Annotated in this window: 11 protein-coding genes and 2 pseudogenes; 12 read left to right on the forward strand and 1 reads right to left on the reverse strand. The window is 61.9% G+C overall.

The features are described 5' to 3' along the window. Window positions 1-270 precede the first annotated feature (270 nt). A pseudogene (locus ACSX1C_RS03860) lies at window positions 271-1,365 on the forward strand (cache domain-containing sensor histidine kinase); the annotation flags it as partial. A 129-nt stretch (window positions 1,366-1,494) separates the two neighbouring features. Further along, the gene (locus ACSX1C_RS03865; protein ID WP_439889364.1) at window positions 1,495-2,226 is read left to right on the forward strand and encodes a methyl-accepting chemotaxis protein; all 732 of its coding nucleotides are present in this window, start codon (window positions 1,495-1,497) and stop codon (window positions 2,224-2,226) included. Between the two features lie 37 nt (window positions 2,227-2,263). On the opposite strand, the gene ACSX1C_RS03870 is transcribed toward ACSX1C_RS03865, so the two are convergent. Then, the gene (locus ACSX1C_RS03870; protein ID WP_439888315.1) at window positions 2,264-3,154 is read right to left on the reverse strand and encodes a LysR substrate-binding domain-containing protein; all 891 of its coding nucleotides are present in this window, start codon (window positions 3,152-3,154) and stop codon (window positions 2,264-2,266) included. An 80-nt stretch (window positions 3,155-3,234) separates the two neighbouring features. Between ACSX1C_RS03870 and ACSX1C_RS03875 the strand changes: the two genes are divergently transcribed. From ACSX1C_RS03875 to ACSX1C_RS03920, 10 genes and pseudogenes are all read left to right on the forward strand, one after another. After that, entirely contained in the window at window positions 3,235-4,443 is a 1,209-nt protein-coding gene (locus ACSX1C_RS03875; RefSeq protein WP_439888316.1) for a M20 aminoacylase family protein, read from the forward strand. A 58-nt stretch (window positions 4,444-4,501) separates the two neighbouring features. Then, window positions 4,502-5,869 (forward strand): MFS transporter, encoded by a 1,368-nt coding sequence (locus ACSX1C_RS03880; RefSeq protein ID WP_439888317.1) that lies wholly within the window; start codon window positions 4,502-4,504, stop codon window positions 5,867-5,869. Between the two features lie 272 nt (window positions 5,870-6,141). Further along, entirely contained in the window at window positions 6,142-7,326 is a 1,185-nt protein-coding gene (locus ACSX1C_RS03885; protein WP_439889365.1) for an OprD family porin, read from the forward strand. A 159-nt stretch (window positions 7,327-7,485) separates the two neighbouring features. Next, window positions 7,486-7,716 (forward strand): annotated as a pseudogene (locus ACSX1C_RS03890) (3-oxoadipate enol-lactonase); the annotation flags it as partial. Between the two features lie 274 nt (window positions 7,717-7,990). After that, window positions 7,991-9,370, forward strand: a complete 1,380-nt coding sequence (locus tag ACSX1C_RS03895) for an L-serine ammonia-lyase (protein WP_439888318.1) — start codon at window positions 7,991-7,993, stop codon at window positions 9,368-9,370. Window positions 9,371-9,440: 70 nt separating this feature from the next. After that, entirely contained in the window at window positions 9,441-10,448 is a 1,008-nt protein-coding gene (locus ACSX1C_RS03900) for a GlxA family transcriptional regulator (RefSeq protein ID WP_439888319.1), read from the forward strand. Window positions 10,449-10,809: 361 nt separating this feature from the next. Then, window positions 10,810-12,021, forward strand: a complete 1,212-nt coding sequence (locus ACSX1C_RS03905; RefSeq protein WP_439888320.1) for a M24 family metallopeptidase — start codon at window positions 10,810-10,812, stop codon at window positions 12,019-12,021. Window positions 12,022-13,010: 989 nt separating this feature from the next. Next, window positions 13,011-13,796 carry a creatininase gene (locus tag ACSX1C_RS03910; protein ID WP_439888321.1) on the forward strand — a complete coding sequence of 262 codons (786 nt, stop codon included), beginning with the start codon at window positions 13,011-13,013 and terminating at the stop codon, window positions 13,794-13,796. Between the two features lie 56 nt (window positions 13,797-13,852). Beyond that, the gene (locus ACSX1C_RS03915; protein WP_439888322.1) at window positions 13,853-15,493 is read left to right on the forward strand and encodes a BCCT family transporter; all 1,641 of its coding nucleotides are present in this window, start codon (window positions 13,853-13,855) and stop codon (window positions 15,491-15,493) included. Between the two features lie 340 nt (window positions 15,494-15,833). Then, window positions 15,834-17,045 carry a M24 family metallopeptidase gene (locus tag ACSX1C_RS03920; RefSeq protein ID WP_439888323.1) on the forward strand — a complete coding sequence of 404 codons (1,212 nt, stop codon included), beginning with the start codon at window positions 15,834-15,836 and terminating at the stop codon, window positions 17,043-17,045. Window positions 17,046-17,254: the final 209 nt, after the last annotated feature.

Below are 17,254 nucleotides of genomic sequence, written 5' to 3' on the forward strand. Positions count from 1 at the left end.
CACTCTGTCTCAGCAAACATAATCGGAGGTGAGCGAGTGGAAATTATAGGTCGGCCACGAACAAATATGAATGAGTGCAATCTGCTTCAATTCCTAAAAATTGGAGTGGCCTGCCATTACGCTGCTGGTCAAAAGATAAGCGGTCGTGCTCAGGGGGAATGTGTTTAATTAATATCGTCAGAGGTTCGTTGATGACGTAATGATGTTCATTTTAGTGCATTTGCTGGGCTTATCTCTGGCGGGCATAATTAATAGAGCTTTGGTGGGTATATGACTATTCGCATTAAATTGATAGTCGCCTTTATCTGTGTAACCTTGGTCCCCGTGCTGATTATCGCGGCTTTTGTCACCAAACAGGCGGTCGATCGGGAACGTGAGCAGTTTAATAAGAGCAGCGTTGAGCAGATGCGTGAAGTGGACAATGCGTTCTCATTTTTTCTAGATGGTGTTGCAGAGAACGTCACGCTGTTGAGTCGGACAGGGTTGTTGCAGACGGCCGATAGCACCCTCCCAAGCTATATTGAGACATCGCAGGTGACGAAAATGCACACCCCGACCAGTGGGGTGGCGAGCGCCATCTATGAGCTGTTCGAGCAGGTGGGACAATCGCATCCAAGTTACGCATATGTGTATGCAGCGACTAGCCAGGGGCATTATCTGCAATGGCCATTGTCGGAGATTAGGGCCCATTATGATCCGCGCGAACGGCCTTGGTTCAAGGCGGCCCTGACAGACAATGGCAAACCGATTCGCACTCAGGCTTACGAGTTTGCCGAGGATCGCGCCGTCATCATTTCTACCGCGCAGACCTTCACCGATGCCGATGGCGGAATCGGCGTTGTCTCCGTGGACGTTTCGTTGAAAAAACTGACCGAAGTAGCCAAGAAAATCCGCTTTGGCAACGATGGCTATCTGCTGCTGGTGGAAAGTGACGGTAATGTACTGGCCGATCCGCAGTATCCCGATAATAGCTTTAAGGCCTTGGCAAGCCTGGGCGATGGATATGAATTTCTCGCCGGCCAGCCGGCAGGCTTCTATAACGTGCACCTGGATGGCAAGGACTATTACGCCAGTGTGTATAAATCACAGGCCTTGGGCTGGACCTACATTGGCCTTATCGAAAGCAGTGAGATCAGCGCTGGCGCTTGGCATCTGGTGTGGGTGATCACGCTGCTGGCAGTTGTTCTGGTGGTGATTTTTGGGTTGTGCGGCGTAATGCTGTCCAAAGTGCTGATTGCGCCGATCAACAGTACTTCAGCGAGCCTGCGTGATATAGCCAGCGGCGAGGCGGACCTGACGCGCCGCCTAGTGACCAAGGGTAATGATGAAACTGCGCAGATGGCTAAGGGCTTTAACAGCTTTATCGGCAGTATCCAGAAACTGATCAAGGAAATTCGCGCTTCCAGCCTGCAGGTGGAGCAGGGGGCGGTGGCTATTGGTGACCAAGCCAGCCAGCTCGACGATGCAGCACAACGCCAGGCGACGGCCGTGGACATGGTGTCTACTGCCTTCCATGAAATGGTCGCAACGGCCAATGAAGTGGCCATCAGTTGCAATCGGGCCGCGCAAGCCGCTCAGGACGGCCAGGATCAGGCGCATAAGGGGCAGCAGGTCATCGGCCTGATGGTCAAGCAAGTCGGTAGCCTGGGCGAGCGTATTCGTCAGGCCGCCGAATCGATTAGCCAACTGGAGCAGAATACTCAAGGCATCACGGCCATTCTAGATACCATCCGTGGGATTGCCGAGCAGACCAACCTGCTGGCCCTCAATGCCGCCATCGAGGCCGCGCGCGCCGGTGATCAAGGGCGCGGGTTTGCTGTGGTGGCGGACGAGGTGCGCGCCTTGGCCAAACGCACCTCAGACTCGACCGAACAGATCAACGACTTGCTCAGCAGACTGGTCAGTAGTAGCCATATCGTGGCCGTGGAAATGCAGCACAGCCTGCAGCAGTCAAACGAGTCGGTGGCCTTTACCGCTCAGGTTGAGGAGGCATTTGCAGGTGTGCATGAGGCGGTTACCACGATAAAGGACATGAATACCCAAATCGCTACCGCCGCTGAGGAGCAGCATGCGGTGGCCGAGGACATCAACCGTTATGTAGCCGATATTCACCAGGATGCCGCTCGGATCAGCGAAGTTTCCAGTGAGTCCAAGGTCACCACGCGCTCGCTCACTCAGGTATCCAGTCAGCTGAACACATTGGTGGGTCGTTTCCGGACGGACTGAGTAACGCGTCTGAATTGTCGGGATTGCGTAGCGGGTGTCAGCTGTGCAGGAAGCGAGTGAACAGCCGCGCTAGCATCTTTGCCGATGTGCCCAGGGGGACACCTCGCAAGCTGAGAATGCCAAGCGACATAGGTGGGGGCAGGGGGGCGACGGAAAGCTGTTGCAGCCCGGCGCCAAACAAGGAATCGCTGAGCAGGGCCGTTGGGCCGAAGCCTATGTAGTCCGTGCGGCGCATCAATTCGAGCATCAGGGTCAATGAGGCGCAGGGCACCATATTCCTGGGCGCGCCGATGCCCTGCGCCGTCAGCCAGCGCATGAAGTGGTTGCCCATGCTTCCGTCGGTGAGGTTGAGCACCCAACTGGCGTCTTTGAGTTCTGCCCATGTGCGCGCCTTCGCCAGCGGATGATCGACGCGGCCGGTGGGTGCTGCGTGGACCTCGGCCAAGGGTTCGAAATTCACCTCATAGGGCAGGTCTGACGGGTTGGCCAGGGCGACCGCGAAGTCGAGCCGGCCTTCCAGAAGACCCGGTAGGGCCTGTGTTAGCAAGCCTTCTTCGAGAGACAGGACAGCATCCGGCTGAATACGGCGGAACTCGGTCAATACCGGGGGCAGTACTGTAGCCGCCACCAGCGGAGTCAAGGCGATCGTTATGCGCGCGCCGGCGCCGCCCCGCAATAGACGAATTTCTTCTCGCGCCTTATCGAGTGTCGCGTGGGCAAGGCGTGCGCGAACCAGCAACGCGTGGCCAGCTGGCGTGAAATCAATGCCTCGGTAGCTGCGCGTGAGCAACTCCGCACCGACATCTTCCTCGAGCTCCCGCAAGGCCTTCGTGAGCGCGCTCTGGCTCAGGTTCATCGCGCGCGCGGCGGCGCGAATTGAGCCGCACTCGGCGACCTGGATCAGGGCTTTGAGCTGATGGTCCTTCATGGCGAAGGTGATTCCTTATAGTTGTCACCTAGGAAAAAGTACTGCCTTCCATCAGGCACTGCAAATTCTATTATCGAGTCATGAATACATTCGATCTCTACCTACCCAATGAAGCCGCGATGAAGTCATGGCGGCGCACTATTCATCAGCATCCTGAGCTGGGTTTCAGCGAGTTTGCGACCAGCCGACTGGTGGCCGACTGTCTGGAGCAGTGGGGCTACGAGGTGCATTGCGGCATTGCGGTGACCGGTGTCGTGGGGACCTTGCGCTGGGGCGAGGGCGGGCCGCGGCTCGGCCTGCGTGCCGATATGGACGCGCTGCCGATTCAGGAGCTGACCGGCCTGCCATGGGCCAGCCAGACGCCGGGGCAAATGCATGCCTGTGGTCATGATGGTCACACCACGATGCTCCTGGGCGCCGCGCAAGTGTTCGCGCGCATGCACCGGGAAGGGCGCCTGCCGGGCAGTGGTACGTTGAACCTGATCTTTCAGCCGGCCGAAGAGCTGGGCGGCGGCGGTGGAGCGCGGCGCATGCTCGACGAGGGTTTGCTCGAGCGCTTTCCTTGCGACGCGGTTTTCGCGATGCACAACTACCCGGGCGTCCCGACAGGCCATTTCCGTTTTCGCGCGGGGTCTTTTATGGCCTCGTCCGATCGCGTGGTAATCCGTTTCAGCGGCAAGGGCGGGCATGGTGCATTGCCGCACCTCGCCGTGGACCCGATGCTCCCGGCCGCCGCGACCGTACTCGCACTGCAGACCATCATCGGGCGCAACATCGAGCCGAACGACGCTGCGGTCATCAGCGTGGGACGCATCGCCGCGGGAAAAACCTACAACGTGATTCCCGAAACGGCCGAGATGGAGCTGAGCGTGCGCGCCCTGCGACCAGAAGTGCGCGATTTGCTCGAGGCGCGTATTCGCAGCCTGGTCGACGGGCAGGCTGCTGCCTTTGGCGTCAGCTGCGAAATCGATTACGAGCGCGGCTATCCGGTCCTGGTCAACAGCGTGCGGGAAACGCAGCTCGCCGCCGAGGTCGCGCGCGAACTGGTCGGTGAAGCGCAGGTAGTCGATGACGCCTCGCCTTTGAGTGGGAGCGAAGACTTCGCCTTCATCCTGCAGCGGGTCCCGGGTTGCTACCTGCTGATCGGTAACGGCGACAACGGTTTCGGCGGTGGCGAGCACCTCGGCCCCTGCAGCGTGCACAACCCCCATTACGACTTCAACGACGAATGTTTGGTACCTGGCGCGGCCTTCTGGGTGGCGCTAGGCGAGCGATTCTTCGGTGAGTGAATAGCTGTCGTCACTCGCTTTCATAACAACAAGTAAGCTCTATCGTGGAGATGACATCATGAGTAGGCAAAAAGCGGCTCCCCCCAAGCACCAGGTTATCGCAGCCGTGATTGGCAACGCGTTGGAATGGTACGACTTCATCGTCTTCGGTTTCCTCGCCGTGCTGATTTCGCGCCTGTTCTTTCCCAGCGAAAGTGAATACAGCTCGCTGCTCATGGCCACGGCGACATTCGGCGTCGGCTTCTTCATGCGTCCAGTCGGCGGCATCCTGCTCGGTATCTACGCCGACCGCAGGGGGCGCAAGGCCGCGCTGCAGCTGATCATCGGCATGATGACGGTATCCATCGCGCTGATCGCCTTCGCGCCGCCCTATGCCGCGATCGGTGTCGCCGCACCACTGCTCATCGTGCTCGCCCGCCTGCTGCAGGGCTTCGCGACCGGAGGTGAGTTCGCCAGTGCTACCTCCTTCCTGATCGAGAGTGCGCCGGCCAATCGCCGCGGGCTCTATGGCTCTTGGCAGATGTTCGGCCAGGGCCTGGCAGTGTTCTGTGGCGCCGCCATTACCGCACTGGTGACCAACGGACTAACGCCGGAGGCGCTGGACGCCTGGGGCTGGCGCATCCCCTTCATCATCGGCTTGATCATCGGTCCGGTTGGTCTGTGGATGCGCCGTCACCTGTCGGAAACCAGTGCCTTCCTCGAGGCTCGGCAGGCACCTAAGGAAAAGCAGTCGCTCGCCCGCATGCTGCGTAATCATCTGCGCGAGGTGATTACCGTCATGGGGCTCACCGTATGTGGCACCGTCGGCTTCTACGTGATCCTTGTCTACATGCCGACCTTCGCCAATCGGCAATTGAGCTTGGCGCTGACCGACGCCTTTACCGCCCAGGTGATTGCCGTCGCCCTGATGACGCTGCTGATGCCGGTATTCGGCGCGCTGTCCGACCGGCTTGGCCGCAAAGCGCTGATCATCAGCGCGACCGCCGGCCTGCTTATCGCCCTGTATCCATTGTTTAGCTGGGTCCATGCGGCGCCATCCTTTGCTCGCCTGATGACCATGCAGGTGGTGCTGTGCACCCTGCTGGCCGCGTACTTCGGGCCAATATCCGCGGCGATGGCCGAGCAATTTCCCGCCGGCGTGCGCTCCACGGGGCTTGCGTTGGCCTACAACCTGGCAGTGATGATCTTCGGTGGCTTCGCCCAGTTCATCGTCACCTGGCTGATTCACACCACCGGCCTGGCCATTGCTCCGGTGTTCTACGTGATGTTCGCCGCGGCCCTGGGCCTGGTGGCTGCTTTCTTCCTCATCGACCGCACCCACGAGGCTCGTCTGGCAGTCGTCGATGACAGGGGGGCGGCGAGTCCTGAGGCGTCATCGAGCAAGGTCGACCTGCCCAGCAGTCGGGTGAGCACGCAAGGCCTTTAGGCTCAGGCCATAGACCAGTCCTGGCGTAAGCCGTTGGCATTCGAGACCAGGCGCCGTCACCGAGTCGAGCGCCCGGGCTTGCCAGGCAGCGGGCTGGTCACCACTTCTTGCCGCCCCACTCGCACGATGTCTGCGAGGGGCGGTGCGGGGAACCCCATGCACTGAGCATGGCGGTTGATCAAGACTACCTGTCGGGAATAATAACAATGCACCATACCCAATCGAGTGGCGCGAGCGCGCTCGCGCGCCTGTCCGTCGCCCCCTGTCTGCTGATGGCATCCATGGCCATGGCCGGCGTCGTCGACGATAGCAAGGCCAGCCTGGAACTGCGCAATTTCTACCTGAATCGCGACTTCCGTCAGGAGTCGGCCCGCCAGGCAAAAGCTGCCGAGTGGGGCCAGGGCTTCATCGCCCGGTTCGAGTCGGGCTTCAGCGAGGGCCCGGTAGGCGTCGGACTCGACGCCATCGGCGAGCTTGGAATCAAACTGGACTCCAGCCGCGATCGTCGTGGCACCGGGTTGTTGCCGTTCGACCCAGCCAGCAAGGAGCCGGTGGACGATTACAGCGAACTGGGCTTGACCGGGAAGCTGCGCGTCTCGAAGAGCGTGTTGCGCCTGGGCACCCTGCAACCATGGCTGCCGGTCGCCCTCTACAACGACACCCGCTTGCTCCCATCGACTTTTCAGGGCGGCATGCTCACATCCCAGGATATCGAGGGCCTGACGCTCGATGCTGGCCGCCTGACCCGCACTAATCTGCGCGACTCCTCAGGACGAGACGAGATCGGCTACGGCAGTGCCCGCAGCGACGCCTTCAACTTCGCGGGGGGCAGCTACGCGATCAATCCGCAGCTCGCCCTCAGTTACTACTACGGCCAGCTCGACGAGATCTATCGCCAGCAGTTCGTCGGCCTGGTGCACAACCAAGTGCTTCCCGGTGGATTCAGCCTGCGCAGCGATATCCGCTACTTCGACAGCCGCGGCGACGGCAGTCGGCGCGCGGGGGAGATCGACAACCGCAACTTCAATGGCATGTTCAGCCTCAGCCACGGTGGTCACAAGGTCAGTGCGGCCTGGCAATCCCTGTCCGGAAACAGCGCCTTTCCCTACCTGAACGGCGGAGCGGCCTACGTCGTCAACCTGGTGACCCTCAACGACTTCACGCGTGCCGATGAAGACTCCTGGCAGCTGCGCTATGACTACGACTTCGCCGCCATGGGCGTTCCCGGACTGACGTTCATGACCCGTTACGTCGATGGTCGCAACGTCAGAACGGCGACGACCGGCAACGGCGAGGAATGGGAGCGCGATACGGACCTGGCTTACGTTGTGCAAAGTGGCAGCCTCAAGGGCCTGAGCCTGCGCTGGCGCAACCTGAGCTTCAGGTCTGGTAATGGCCTCACGACCGATATTGACGAGAATCGCCTGATCCTCGGCTACACCCTGGCGCTCTGGTAGGGATCGAAGCTCTGCTGCGGAGTGACTCAGGCGTTCCTGGGCTTTGGAAGTCCAGTTGGCGGGTGTACCGCGGCTGTTCAACGCTAAGGACTAAGCTACAGCCAATGCCATCTGCCGAGAGCATCGCCTTGCGCTCGTTGCTCCATTGCTGCTTGTCCCAACTGCGCGGCGGTGCGCGATGCCGGCTACCGCGTGCAACTCGGTGCGATCCGGGCGCCAACCCTGATCGTCGCCGACAGCGCCGATCCGGTGACCACCGTGGCGGGCGGCCGCTTCATGGCCGAGCGCATCGCCGACGCGCGGTTGCTCGAACTGCGCGCCGCCCACCTGTCCAACGTCGAAGCAGGGGAGGCCTTCATCCGTCCTGTGCTGGACTTCCTCAAAGGCTGAGCGAAGGTTAGGGAAAGGGCGGCGAAGCAGAGCGGCTGTCCACCCGAGTAGTGGCCTACAGCCGAGCAATGAAGTGCCCTTTGGTCGTGGCGCCGGAAAACTGAGTGGGCGGTCAGTCCGGTCTGAGCTTCAAGTGCGTCGCAGGGATTGGATCTACCTATCGGGCGACTCTGAACAACTCTGCGTCGAAGTTAGACAGATTCTGTAGCCGGTAGCGGCCGAAAATCCTCATCAAATCACGCACCGGATGGTGCGCAGTGATAGAGGATTCGCTATGGCCATCAGTGTGTTCGACCTGTTCAAGATCGGTATTGGGCCGTCCAGCTCCCATACCGTTGGCCCCATGCGCGCCGCGGCCCTGTTCGTCGGCGCCCTGCGCGAGCGTCATATGCTCGAGCGCGTCGGCCGTGTCGAGGTGCGCCTGTACGGCTCGCTGTCGGCCACCGGCGTCGGTCACGGCAGCGACACCGCGGTGATCATGGGGCTGATGGGCGAGTGGCCCGACAGCATCGACCCGAGCCAGATCAACTCCCGCATCGAGGCGCTGCGCGCCAGCGGCCAGCTGCAGCTGGACGGGCGTCTGGCGGTGGCCTTCGACTGGCAGCGCGACATGCTGCTGCTCGACGAAAACCTGCCGTACCACCCCAATGCCATGACCCTGACCGCGTTCTGCGGCGAAGGCCGCGAGCTGCACAGCGACACCTACTACTCGATCGGCGGCGGTTTCGTGGTCGACGCCGAGCAGGCCGCCGCCGGTCAGCTCGACCAGGACGGCACCCAGCTGCCCTACGACTTCTCCAGCGCCGCCGAACTGCTGCGCCTGTGCAAGCAGCACGGCCTGCGCGTATCCCAGCTGATGATGGAGAACGAGAAGGCCTGGCGCAGCGAGGCGGAGATCCGCGCCGGCCTGATGCGCCTGTGGCAGGCCATGCGCGAGTGCGTGGACAACGGCCTCAAGCACGAGGGCATCCTGCCCGGCGGCCTCAACGTCAAGCGCCGCGCGGCCAAGCTGCACCGCAGCCTGCAGGAGATGAGTAAGCCCAACGTGATCGGCTCGACCCTGAGCGGCATGGAGTGGGTCAACCTGTTCGCCCTGGCGGTGAACGAGGAGAACGCCGCCGGCGGGCGCATGGTCACCGCGCCGACCAATGGCGCGGCGGGGATCATCCCGGCGGTGCTGCACTACTACGTGCGCTTCAGCCCGGCGGTGAGCGAGGCCGACGTGGTCGACTACCTGCTGGCCGCCGCCGCGGTGGGCATCCTGTGCAAGAAGAACGCCTCGATCTCCGGCGCCGAAGTGGGCTGCCAGGGCGAGGTCGGCTCGGCCTGCGCCATGGCCGCCGCTGGCCTGGCGGAGATTCTCGGCGCCACCCCGGAGCAGCTGGAGAACGCCGCGGAGATCGGCCTGGAGCACAACCTCGGGCTGACCTGCGACCCGGTCGGCGGCCTGGTCCAGGTGCCGTGCATCGAGCGCAACGCGATCGCCGCGGTAAAGGCGATCAACGCGGCGCAGATGGCCCTGCGCGGCGACGGCGAGCATTTCATCTCCCTCGACCGGGTGATCCGCACCATGCGCGATACCGGTGCCGACATGCACGACAAGTACAAGGAAACATCGCGCGGCGGCCTGGCGGTCAGCGCGGTCGAGTGTTGAGCCCCGTTATTCATTCGTTAGTGAGCCGCTTGCCGCTCCATTGCCAGGCCGTTGCCGAGGAGATATCCCCATGTCCGCTTACCAGGCGCTGAAGCAGCCGGCTGAGGTTGCGATCCAGTCGATCGGCTTCATGCTCAGCGACGATTTCAGCCTCATCACGCTAGCCGCGGTGCTGGAGCCCTTGCGCCGCGCCAATCAGTTTTCCGGCAGCAACCTGTATCACTGGCGAACCCTGACGATGGATGGCCGGCCGGTACGTGCCAGCAACGGCATGCTGGTCACGCCGGATGGCGCCGCCACGTTCGAGGGCGACTTGGATGCGTTGATCATCTGTGGTGCGGAAAACCTCCAGCGCCGCTGCGATCCGGAACAGATTCGCCTGCTGCAGCGGCTGGCCGATCGAGGCGCCCACCTGGGCAGCCTGGGTTCTGGCAGTTGGCTTCTGGCCAATGCCGGCCTGCTGGACGGCTATGAATGCTGCACCAGCTGGGAGTACCGGGTCGATATGCAGGAAGCCTTTCCCGGCGTCGTGCTCAGTGGCCGGCATTTCGTTCTGGATCGTGATCGCTTCACCGCGGGGAACGGCAGCGATGGGGCGGACATGATGCTGCAGCTGATCCAGCGCAGCCATGGCCCCGTGCTGGCGCAGGCGATCGGCGATACCCTGGTGCTGGAGCGCATCCGCAGTGAGCAGGTGCCTCAAAGACTGACGCTACGGCAGACCTTGGGCAGCGCCCAGCCGAAGTTGCAGGAGGCGATCGGGCTGATGGAGGCGAATCTCGAAGAGCCCATCGAGTTAGGAAAGCTGGCGAGCTTTGTCGGCTTGTCCAGACGACAGCTCGAGCGAATCTTCTGTCAGCATCTGCATTGTTCGCCGTCGCGCTACTACCTGAAGTTGCGGCTGCTGCAGGCCCGCCAGCTACTGAAGCTGACGAGGCTATCGATACTGGAAATCGCCACCGGTTGTGGGTTCGTATCCCCGCAGCATTTCTCCAAGTGCTATCGCGAGCACTTCGGTGCGGCTCCGAGTCGCGAGCGTCAAAACAGTTCGCAGTGCGCTGCTTTGGCCATGCACTGACCTAATCAACGCCTGGATTTTCCTTAGGCTCGCCCGTGCGACATAGCACCGGCGGGCTTTTTTGTTTTCGGGAACGCGTGGGGGCGCAACCAATGCCCGGTGCGAAGCAAGCGCGCAGTCGGTGCCCGTGTGCGTTGAATGGGCCTGCTCGAGCCTTGTGCAGGCTCCGTTCCGCTGGGCTCCGAAGGCCATGGTCCGCCGCGTGGCCAGTGCCTGGAGGGCGCCCCAGGCGGGGTAGCGGATCTGACCAATTTCGGGTCGGAAACGTACAAAAGTGGCAGAAGTGCATCTGGTGGAATGCGTTCCAACGGCTCGCCAAACCGGCGGACCGAGTCACTGGAAAACGAAAAGGATTCACGCCATGCAAATGCCCAAGACGATCCGGATTCAGAACGGCGACAAGGTCAACTCCACGTTCTCCGCCCAGGAGTATGCCAACCGCCAGGCCAAACTGCGCGCCCACCTGGCGGCGCAGGATATCGACGCCGCGGTCTTCACCTCGTACCACAACATCAACTACTACAGCGACTTCCTGTTCTGCTCGTTCGGTCGTCCCTACGCCCTGGTGGTGACCCAGAACGACGTGGTCAGCATCAGCGCCAACATCGATGGCGGCCAGCCGTGGCGCCGCACCGTCGGTACCGACAACATCGTCTACACCGACTGGCAGCGCGACAACTACTTCGTCGCCATCCAGCAGGCGCTGCCGAAGGCGCGTCGCATCGGCATCGAGTACGACCACATCAACCTGCAGAACCGCGCCAAGCTGGCCGACCGCTACCCGGACGCCGAGCTGGTCGACATCGCCGCCCCGTGCATGGGCATGCGCATGATCAAGTCCGCCGAAGAGCACGAGATGATCCGCCACGGTGCGCGCATCGCCGACATCGGTGGCGCTGCGGTGGTCGAGGCGCTGCGTGATCAGGTGCCGGAGTACGAAGTGGCCCTGCATGCCACCCAGGCCATGGTGCGCGAGATCGCCCGTACCTTCCCGGACGTCGAGCTGATGGACACCTGGACCTGGTTCCAGTCCGGTATCAACACCGACGGCGCGCACAACCCGGTGACCACCCGCAAGGTGAACAAGGGCGACATCCTCAGCCTGAACTGCTTCCCGATGATCGCCGGCTACTACACCGCGCTGGAGCGCACCCTGTTCCTCGATCACTGCTCCGACGACCATCTGCGCCTGTGGCTGGCCAACGTCGAGGTGCACGAGGCCGGCCTGAAGCTGATCAAGCCGGGCATGCGCTGCAGCGATATCGCCCGTGAGCTGAACGAGATCTTCCTCAAGCACGACCTGCTGCAGTACCGCACCTTCGGCTACGGCCACTCCTTCGGCACCCTCAGCCACTACTACGGCCGTGAAGCAGGGCTGGAGCTGCGCGAGGACATCGACACGGTGCTCGAGCCGGGCATGGTGGTGTCCATGGAGCCGATGATCATGCTGCCGGAAGGTCTGCCGGGCGCCGGTGGCTACCGCGAGCACGACATCCTGATCGTCAACGAGCAGGGCGCGGAGAACATCACCAAGTTCCCGTACGGGCCGGAGAAAAACATCATTCGCAAGTAATACGCGTAACAGGCGGCGCAACGCCGCTTGGTTACTACGTTCCTGGCCCACAAGGTGCGGAGGAGTTTGGGTCTCCGTGCCTTGTCCCCGCCTATCAAGCCCGATGCAGCCACGGCCCATTGCAGAGTGTCAGGCACGGAGTCCGCGCATGAGCAGGCACACCAGTGCCAGCGCTTGCTCTGTGGCGAGCAACCAATCTCCTATGAGCGCTTGCAGCTGACGGGCCTTCCTGGCGAAGGTGATTCATCCTGGATGTCACCCCGGAAAAAATACTGTCTTACGCAGAGCGCCGCGAACTTTATCATCGGTTAATGAATAGCTTCGTTCTCAATCTACCCAATGAAACCGCGATGAGGTCCTGGCAGCCTACGATTCATCGGCACCCTGAGATCGGCATGAGCGAGTTGGCGCCAAGTCCGTTGGTTGCTGAGTGCCGGGCAGCCCTCGTGCGGATGCACCGCGAAGGACGTCTGTCGGGTAGAGCTAACGGAACCTGATCTTTTATCCCGCCGAGAGGCTGGTCGATGGCGGAGTAGGGCGCATGTTCGGCGAGGGAGCGTTCGAGCGCTTTCCTTGATGCCCCTTTTTTAGTGCCAACGAGTAAGCGTTAGTGAGCGTCCGCAGCAGAGCCGAAACTGGCTATCTGCTGGTACGGCTGACGAGTCAGGCAAGTAGGAAGCGTACTCGCAGCCGGCTTCATTACTGCCAACGCGCTGGTTGGTGGTTCCGCCCCCCAAAAAAGAGTGGCCACCTGGCTGTCTGCACAGACAGGTATCACCCCGGCATCGCCCGAATGCACTGGCCGCCGCTGCTGCTCTTTAGAGGGCGGGCGGATGATCAGCGAGGCGGCACATAGGCGCGCGCTGGCCCGCATCCTGGCGAGTGTGACCAACTTAGGGTCGGGTATGTACAAAAACGGCACTGCTGCTTCTGCTGCAATGCCAGGCAGTGAGAGGCCACCTGCGCCTGCACTCTCAGGAGACGAATTGATGACTAGAAGCGTTTTTGTAGGCGAACTGACCTGGAAAGAATACCAATCCAGGGTCAGTCGAGGCGATTGCGTGCTGATGTTGCCGGTAGGTGCGCTGGAGCAGCACGGTCACCACATGTGCATGAATGTTGATGTGCTGCTGCCCACCGCCGTATGCCAGCGGGTCGCCGAGCGCATTGGGGCGCTGGTCCTGCCGGGGCTGCAGTACGGATACAAGTCGCAGCAGAAGTCTGGCGGTGGCAACCACTTTCCTGGCACCACCAGCCTGGATGGCGCCACCCTCACCGGCACGGTGCAGGACATCATCCGTGAGCTCGCACGTCATGGCGCGCGCAGGCTGGTGCTGATGAATGGCCACTTCGAGAACTCGATGTTCGTAGTCGAGGGTATCGATCTCGCCCTGCGCGAGCTGCGTTATGCCGGCATCGACGATTTCAAGGTGGTGCTGCTGTCCTACTGGGATTTCGTGAACGACCCGCAGGTAATCGCCCAGCTCTATCCCGAGGGATTCCTCGGCTGGGACATCGAACATGGCGGCGTATTCGAGACCTCGCTGATGCTGGCGTTGTACCCCGAGCTCGTCGACATGACCCGTGTCGTCGACCACCCCCCTGCAAGCTTCCCCCCCTATGACGTCTTTCCCATCGTGCCGCAGCGAACACCTGCATCCGGCACCCTGTCCTCCGCGCGCGGCGCCAGCCGGGAGAAGGGGGAACTGATTCTTGACGTCTGTGTTGCGGGAATCGCCGCCGCGGTGCAGGAGGAATTCGAACCGTTTCGTTGATTCGACCACTTCGTACGCTCGACCAGCACCCACAAGAACAATCAGAGGGCTGTAACATGAAACCAGAAGAATGCGCGGTCGAGGCCGCGCCCACGCTCTTGAGTCACGACCTGAGGAGTGACTTGCACGAGGCCAGTGTAGCGATCTCGCAGAGTCCCTGGCTCAAGGGCCTCAATCCAGTTGTCACCCTTGGTTCACTGGCGATTATCGTCGGTGTGATCTTCGCGGTACTGGGATTTCAGGAGGAGGCGGCGGCGCTCTTTGATCGTGTCCGCAGCGGCATCACCTACTACTTCACCTGGTACTACGTGCTGATTGCCGCGTTGTTCCTGATCTTCAATGGTTGGCTGGCGTTCAGCCGTTTCGGCAGCATCCGCCTCGGGCACGCCGACGAGAAGCCGCAATACGGTTATTTCTCCTGGTTCGCCATGGTGTTTTCCGCCGGCCAGGGCATCGGCCTGATTTTCTGGAGCATCGCCGAGCCGATCTTTCATCTGCAGAGCAACCCGTTCGCGGCCGAGGGCATGACCCCGGAGGCGGCGGAAAGCGCCATGCGCATCACCTTCTTTCACTGGGGGCTGCATGCCTGGTCGATCTACTGCATCGTCGCGCTGGCACTGGCGTATGCCGCATACCGCAAGGGCCTGCCGCTGACCATCCGCTCCACGCTGCGGCCGCTGTTCGGCAGGCGCATGGATGGCCCGCTCGGCCATACTGTGGACATCATGGCCATTCTGGCCACCATCTTCGGCGTGGCGACATCCCTGGGCCTTGGCGCGCAGCAGATCAACGCGGGCCTGAGTCGCCTGGTCGGGCTGGACAGCTCGGTGGCGGTGCAGCTGGCGATTATCGCGGTGATCACCCTGGTGGCGATGTTCTCGGCGGTCTCGGGGGTCGATCGGGGGGTCAAACGCCTCAGCGAGCTGAATATCTGGCTGACCGTGGCGCTCGTCTTGTTCTTCTTTATCTGGGGACCATCGCGTTACCTGATCATGTCGCTGGTCGACGCCACCGGCGATTACCTGGCCAGCTTCATCGAAATGAGCTTCTGGACCGACGCCAGCCATCAGGACCCGGCCAAGTGGGAAGGCTGGAAGTCGAGCTGGCAGGGCTGGTGGACGGTGTTCTATTGGGGCTGGTGGCTGTCCTGGGCGCCTTTCGTTGGCGTGTTCATCGCCCGCGTTTCCCGCGGCCGCACCATCCGCGAGTTCATTTTCGGCGTAATCGGCGTGTCCTCACTGCTGACCTTCATCTGGGTCGTCGCCTTCGGTGGTACGGCGGTGAGCAATGAGCTGTTTGCCGACGGGGGTATCAGTGCCGCGGTTTCCAAGGATGTGGCCAATGCCTTCTTCGCCACTGTCGACTCCATGTCACTGGGCGGGTTGGGGACCATGGCGCTCTGGTTGGGCGCGGTGCTGGTGGCCACCTACTTCATCACGTCTTCGGACTCGGCGACCTTGGTGATGACTACCATCATGTCCCATGGTGCTGTGCATACCGCGACCCGCCATCGCGTGTTCTGGGGCGTGCAGCAGGGCTTGGTAGCGGGCGTGCTGCTGGTTGCAGGAGGGGCAGCATCTCTGGCCACACTGCAGACTGCCGCCATCGCCAGTGCGCTGCCGTTCTCTGTGATCATGCTGTTGATGTGCGCAAGTCTGGTGCGGGCACTGCAGCAAGAGAGCATCGCCAAGGACTGAGCCAGACCTGGGGCGGTGACCCTTCCGACACCCACTCGGGGACCGAGAGTGGAACGCCCATGAAGACAAAGCCACGGACTTGGAGAAGTCCGTGGCTTTGTGCTGTCAGTGCTCCGTTCTGTGGTCAACAGACACCGAGTGGAGTGATGGCAGGGCGTCAGGACAGGCGCGGCAGGCCGAGGCAAGCTCAGGCCTGGGGAAGCCCAGGGACGGCAAGCGGATCTGACCAACTTCGGGTCGGGAACGTACAAAAGCGGCAGAAGTGCATCTGGTGGAATGCTTTCCAACGGCCCGCCGAACCGGCGGACCGAGTCACTGGAAAACAAAAAGGATTCACGCCATGCAAATGCCCAAGACGATCCGGATTCAGAACGGCGACAAGGTCAACTCCACGTTCTCCGCCCAGGAGTATGCCAACCGCCAGGCCAAACTGCGCGCCCACCTGGCGGCGCAGGATATCGACGCCGCGGTCTTCACCTCGTACCACAACATCAACTACTACAGCGACTTCCTGTTCTGCTCGTTCGGTCGTCCCTACGCCCTGGTGGTGACCCAGAACGACGTGGTCAGCATCAGCGCCAACATCGATGGCGGCCAGCCGTGGCGCCGCACCGTCGGTACCGACAACATCGTCTACACCGACTGGCAGCGCGACAACTACTTCGTCGCCATCCAGCAGGCGCTGCCGAAGGCGCGTCGCATCGGCATCGAGTACGACCACATCAACCTGCAGAACCGCGCCAAGCTGGCCGACCGCTACCCGGACGCCGAGCTGGTCGACATCGCCGCCCCGTGCATGGGCATGCGCATGATCAAGTCCGCCGAAGAGCACGAGATGATCCGTCACGGTGCGCGCATCGCCGACATCGGTGGCGCCGCCGTCGTAGAAGCGCTGCGTGACCAGGTGCCGGAGTACGAAGTAGCCCTGCATGCCACCCAGGCCATGGTGCGCGAGATCGCCCGTACCTTCCCGGACGTCGAGCTGATGGACACCTGGACCTGGTTCCAGTCCGGTATCAACACCGATGGCGCGCACAACCCGGTGACCACCCGCAAGGTAAACAAGGGCGACATCCTCAGCCTGAACTGCTTCCCGATGATCGCCGGCTACTACACCGCGCTGGAGCGCACCCTGTTCCTCGATCACTGCTCCGACGACCATCTGCGCCTGTGGCTGGCCAACGTCGAGGTGCACGAGGCCGGCCTGAAGCTGATCAAGCCGGGCATGCGCTGCAGCGATATCGCCCGCGAGCTGAACGAGATCTTCCTCAAGTACGACCTGCTGCAGTACCGCACCTTCGGCTACGGCCACTCCTTCGGCACGCTCAGCCACTACTACGGCCGTGAAGCAGGGCTGGAGCTGCGCGAGGACATCGACACGGTGCTCGAGCCGGGCATGGTGGTGTCCATGGAGCCGATGATCATGCTGCCGGAAGGTCTGCCGGGCGCCGGTGGCTACCGCGAGCACGACATCCTGATCGTCAACGAGCAGGGCGCGGAGAACATCACCAAGTTCCCGTACGGGCCGGAGAAAAACATCATTCGCAAGTGATGTCCGGGCGCTGCCGTGCCCTCCACGCGGGGCACGGCAGCGCCACGGCTGAGTCGAGTCAGCCAGCGCCTCGATACGGCGCCGATCAGCAGTCTTAAGAGTGAATTCAAAGGGAAGGTTTTATTGCGTCCATCCGGACGGCGCTCATTGTGTGAAGTGGTGATTAAACCGATTGGCGAAGTTAAGTGCGCCAAGTTGGTGAGTGGCTT

Origin of the sequence: Pseudomonas sp. MBLB4123, from assembly GCF_051904775.1 — a bacterium.
In the GTDB taxonomy this organism is placed as follows: Bacteria; Pseudomonadota; Gammaproteobacteria; order Pseudomonadales; family Pseudomonadaceae; genus Aquipseudomonas; species Aquipseudomonas benzenivorans_B.

What these genes read in the sequence shown, in the direction of transcription:
- ACSX1C_RS03865 (WP_439889364.1), top strand. Translation starts at nt 1,495, where the DNA reads ATGGTGTCTACTGCCTTCCATGAAATGGTCGCAACGGCCAATGAAGTG.
- ACSX1C_RS03870 (WP_439888315.1), bottom strand. Translation starts at nt 3,154, where the DNA reads ATGAAGGACCATCAGCTCAAAGCCCTGATCCAGGTCGCCGAGTGCGGC.
- ACSX1C_RS03875 (WP_439888316.1), top strand. Translation starts at nt 3,235, where the DNA reads ATGAATACATTCGATCTCTACCTACCCAATGAAGCCGCGATGAAGTCA.
- ACSX1C_RS03880 (WP_439888317.1), top strand. Translation starts at nt 4,502, where the DNA reads ATGAGTAGGCAAAAAGCGGCTCCCCCCAAGCACCAGGTTATCGCAGCC.
- ACSX1C_RS03885 (WP_439889365.1), top strand. Translation starts at nt 6,142, where the DNA reads ATGGCATCCATGGCCATGGCCGGCGTCGTCGACGATAGCAAGGCCAGC.
- ACSX1C_RS03895 (WP_439888318.1), top strand. Translation starts at nt 7,991, where the DNA reads ATGGCCATCAGTGTGTTCGACCTGTTCAAGATCGGTATTGGGCCGTCC.
- ACSX1C_RS03900 (WP_439888319.1), top strand. Translation starts at nt 9,441, where the DNA reads ATGTCCGCTTACCAGGCGCTGAAGCAGCCGGCTGAGGTTGCGATCCAG.
- ACSX1C_RS03905 (WP_439888320.1), top strand. Translation starts at nt 10,810, where the DNA reads ATGCAAATGCCCAAGACGATCCGGATTCAGAACGGCGACAAGGTCAAC.
- ACSX1C_RS03910 (WP_439888321.1), top strand. Translation starts at nt 13,011, where the DNA reads ATGACTAGAAGCGTTTTTGTAGGCGAACTGACCTGGAAAGAATACCAA.
- ACSX1C_RS03915 (WP_439888322.1), top strand. Translation starts at nt 13,853, where the DNA reads ATGAAACCAGAAGAATGCGCGGTCGAGGCCGCGCCCACGCTCTTGAGT.
- ACSX1C_RS03920 (WP_439888323.1), top strand. Translation starts at nt 15,834, where the DNA reads ATGCAAATGCCCAAGACGATCCGGATTCAGAACGGCGACAAGGTCAAC.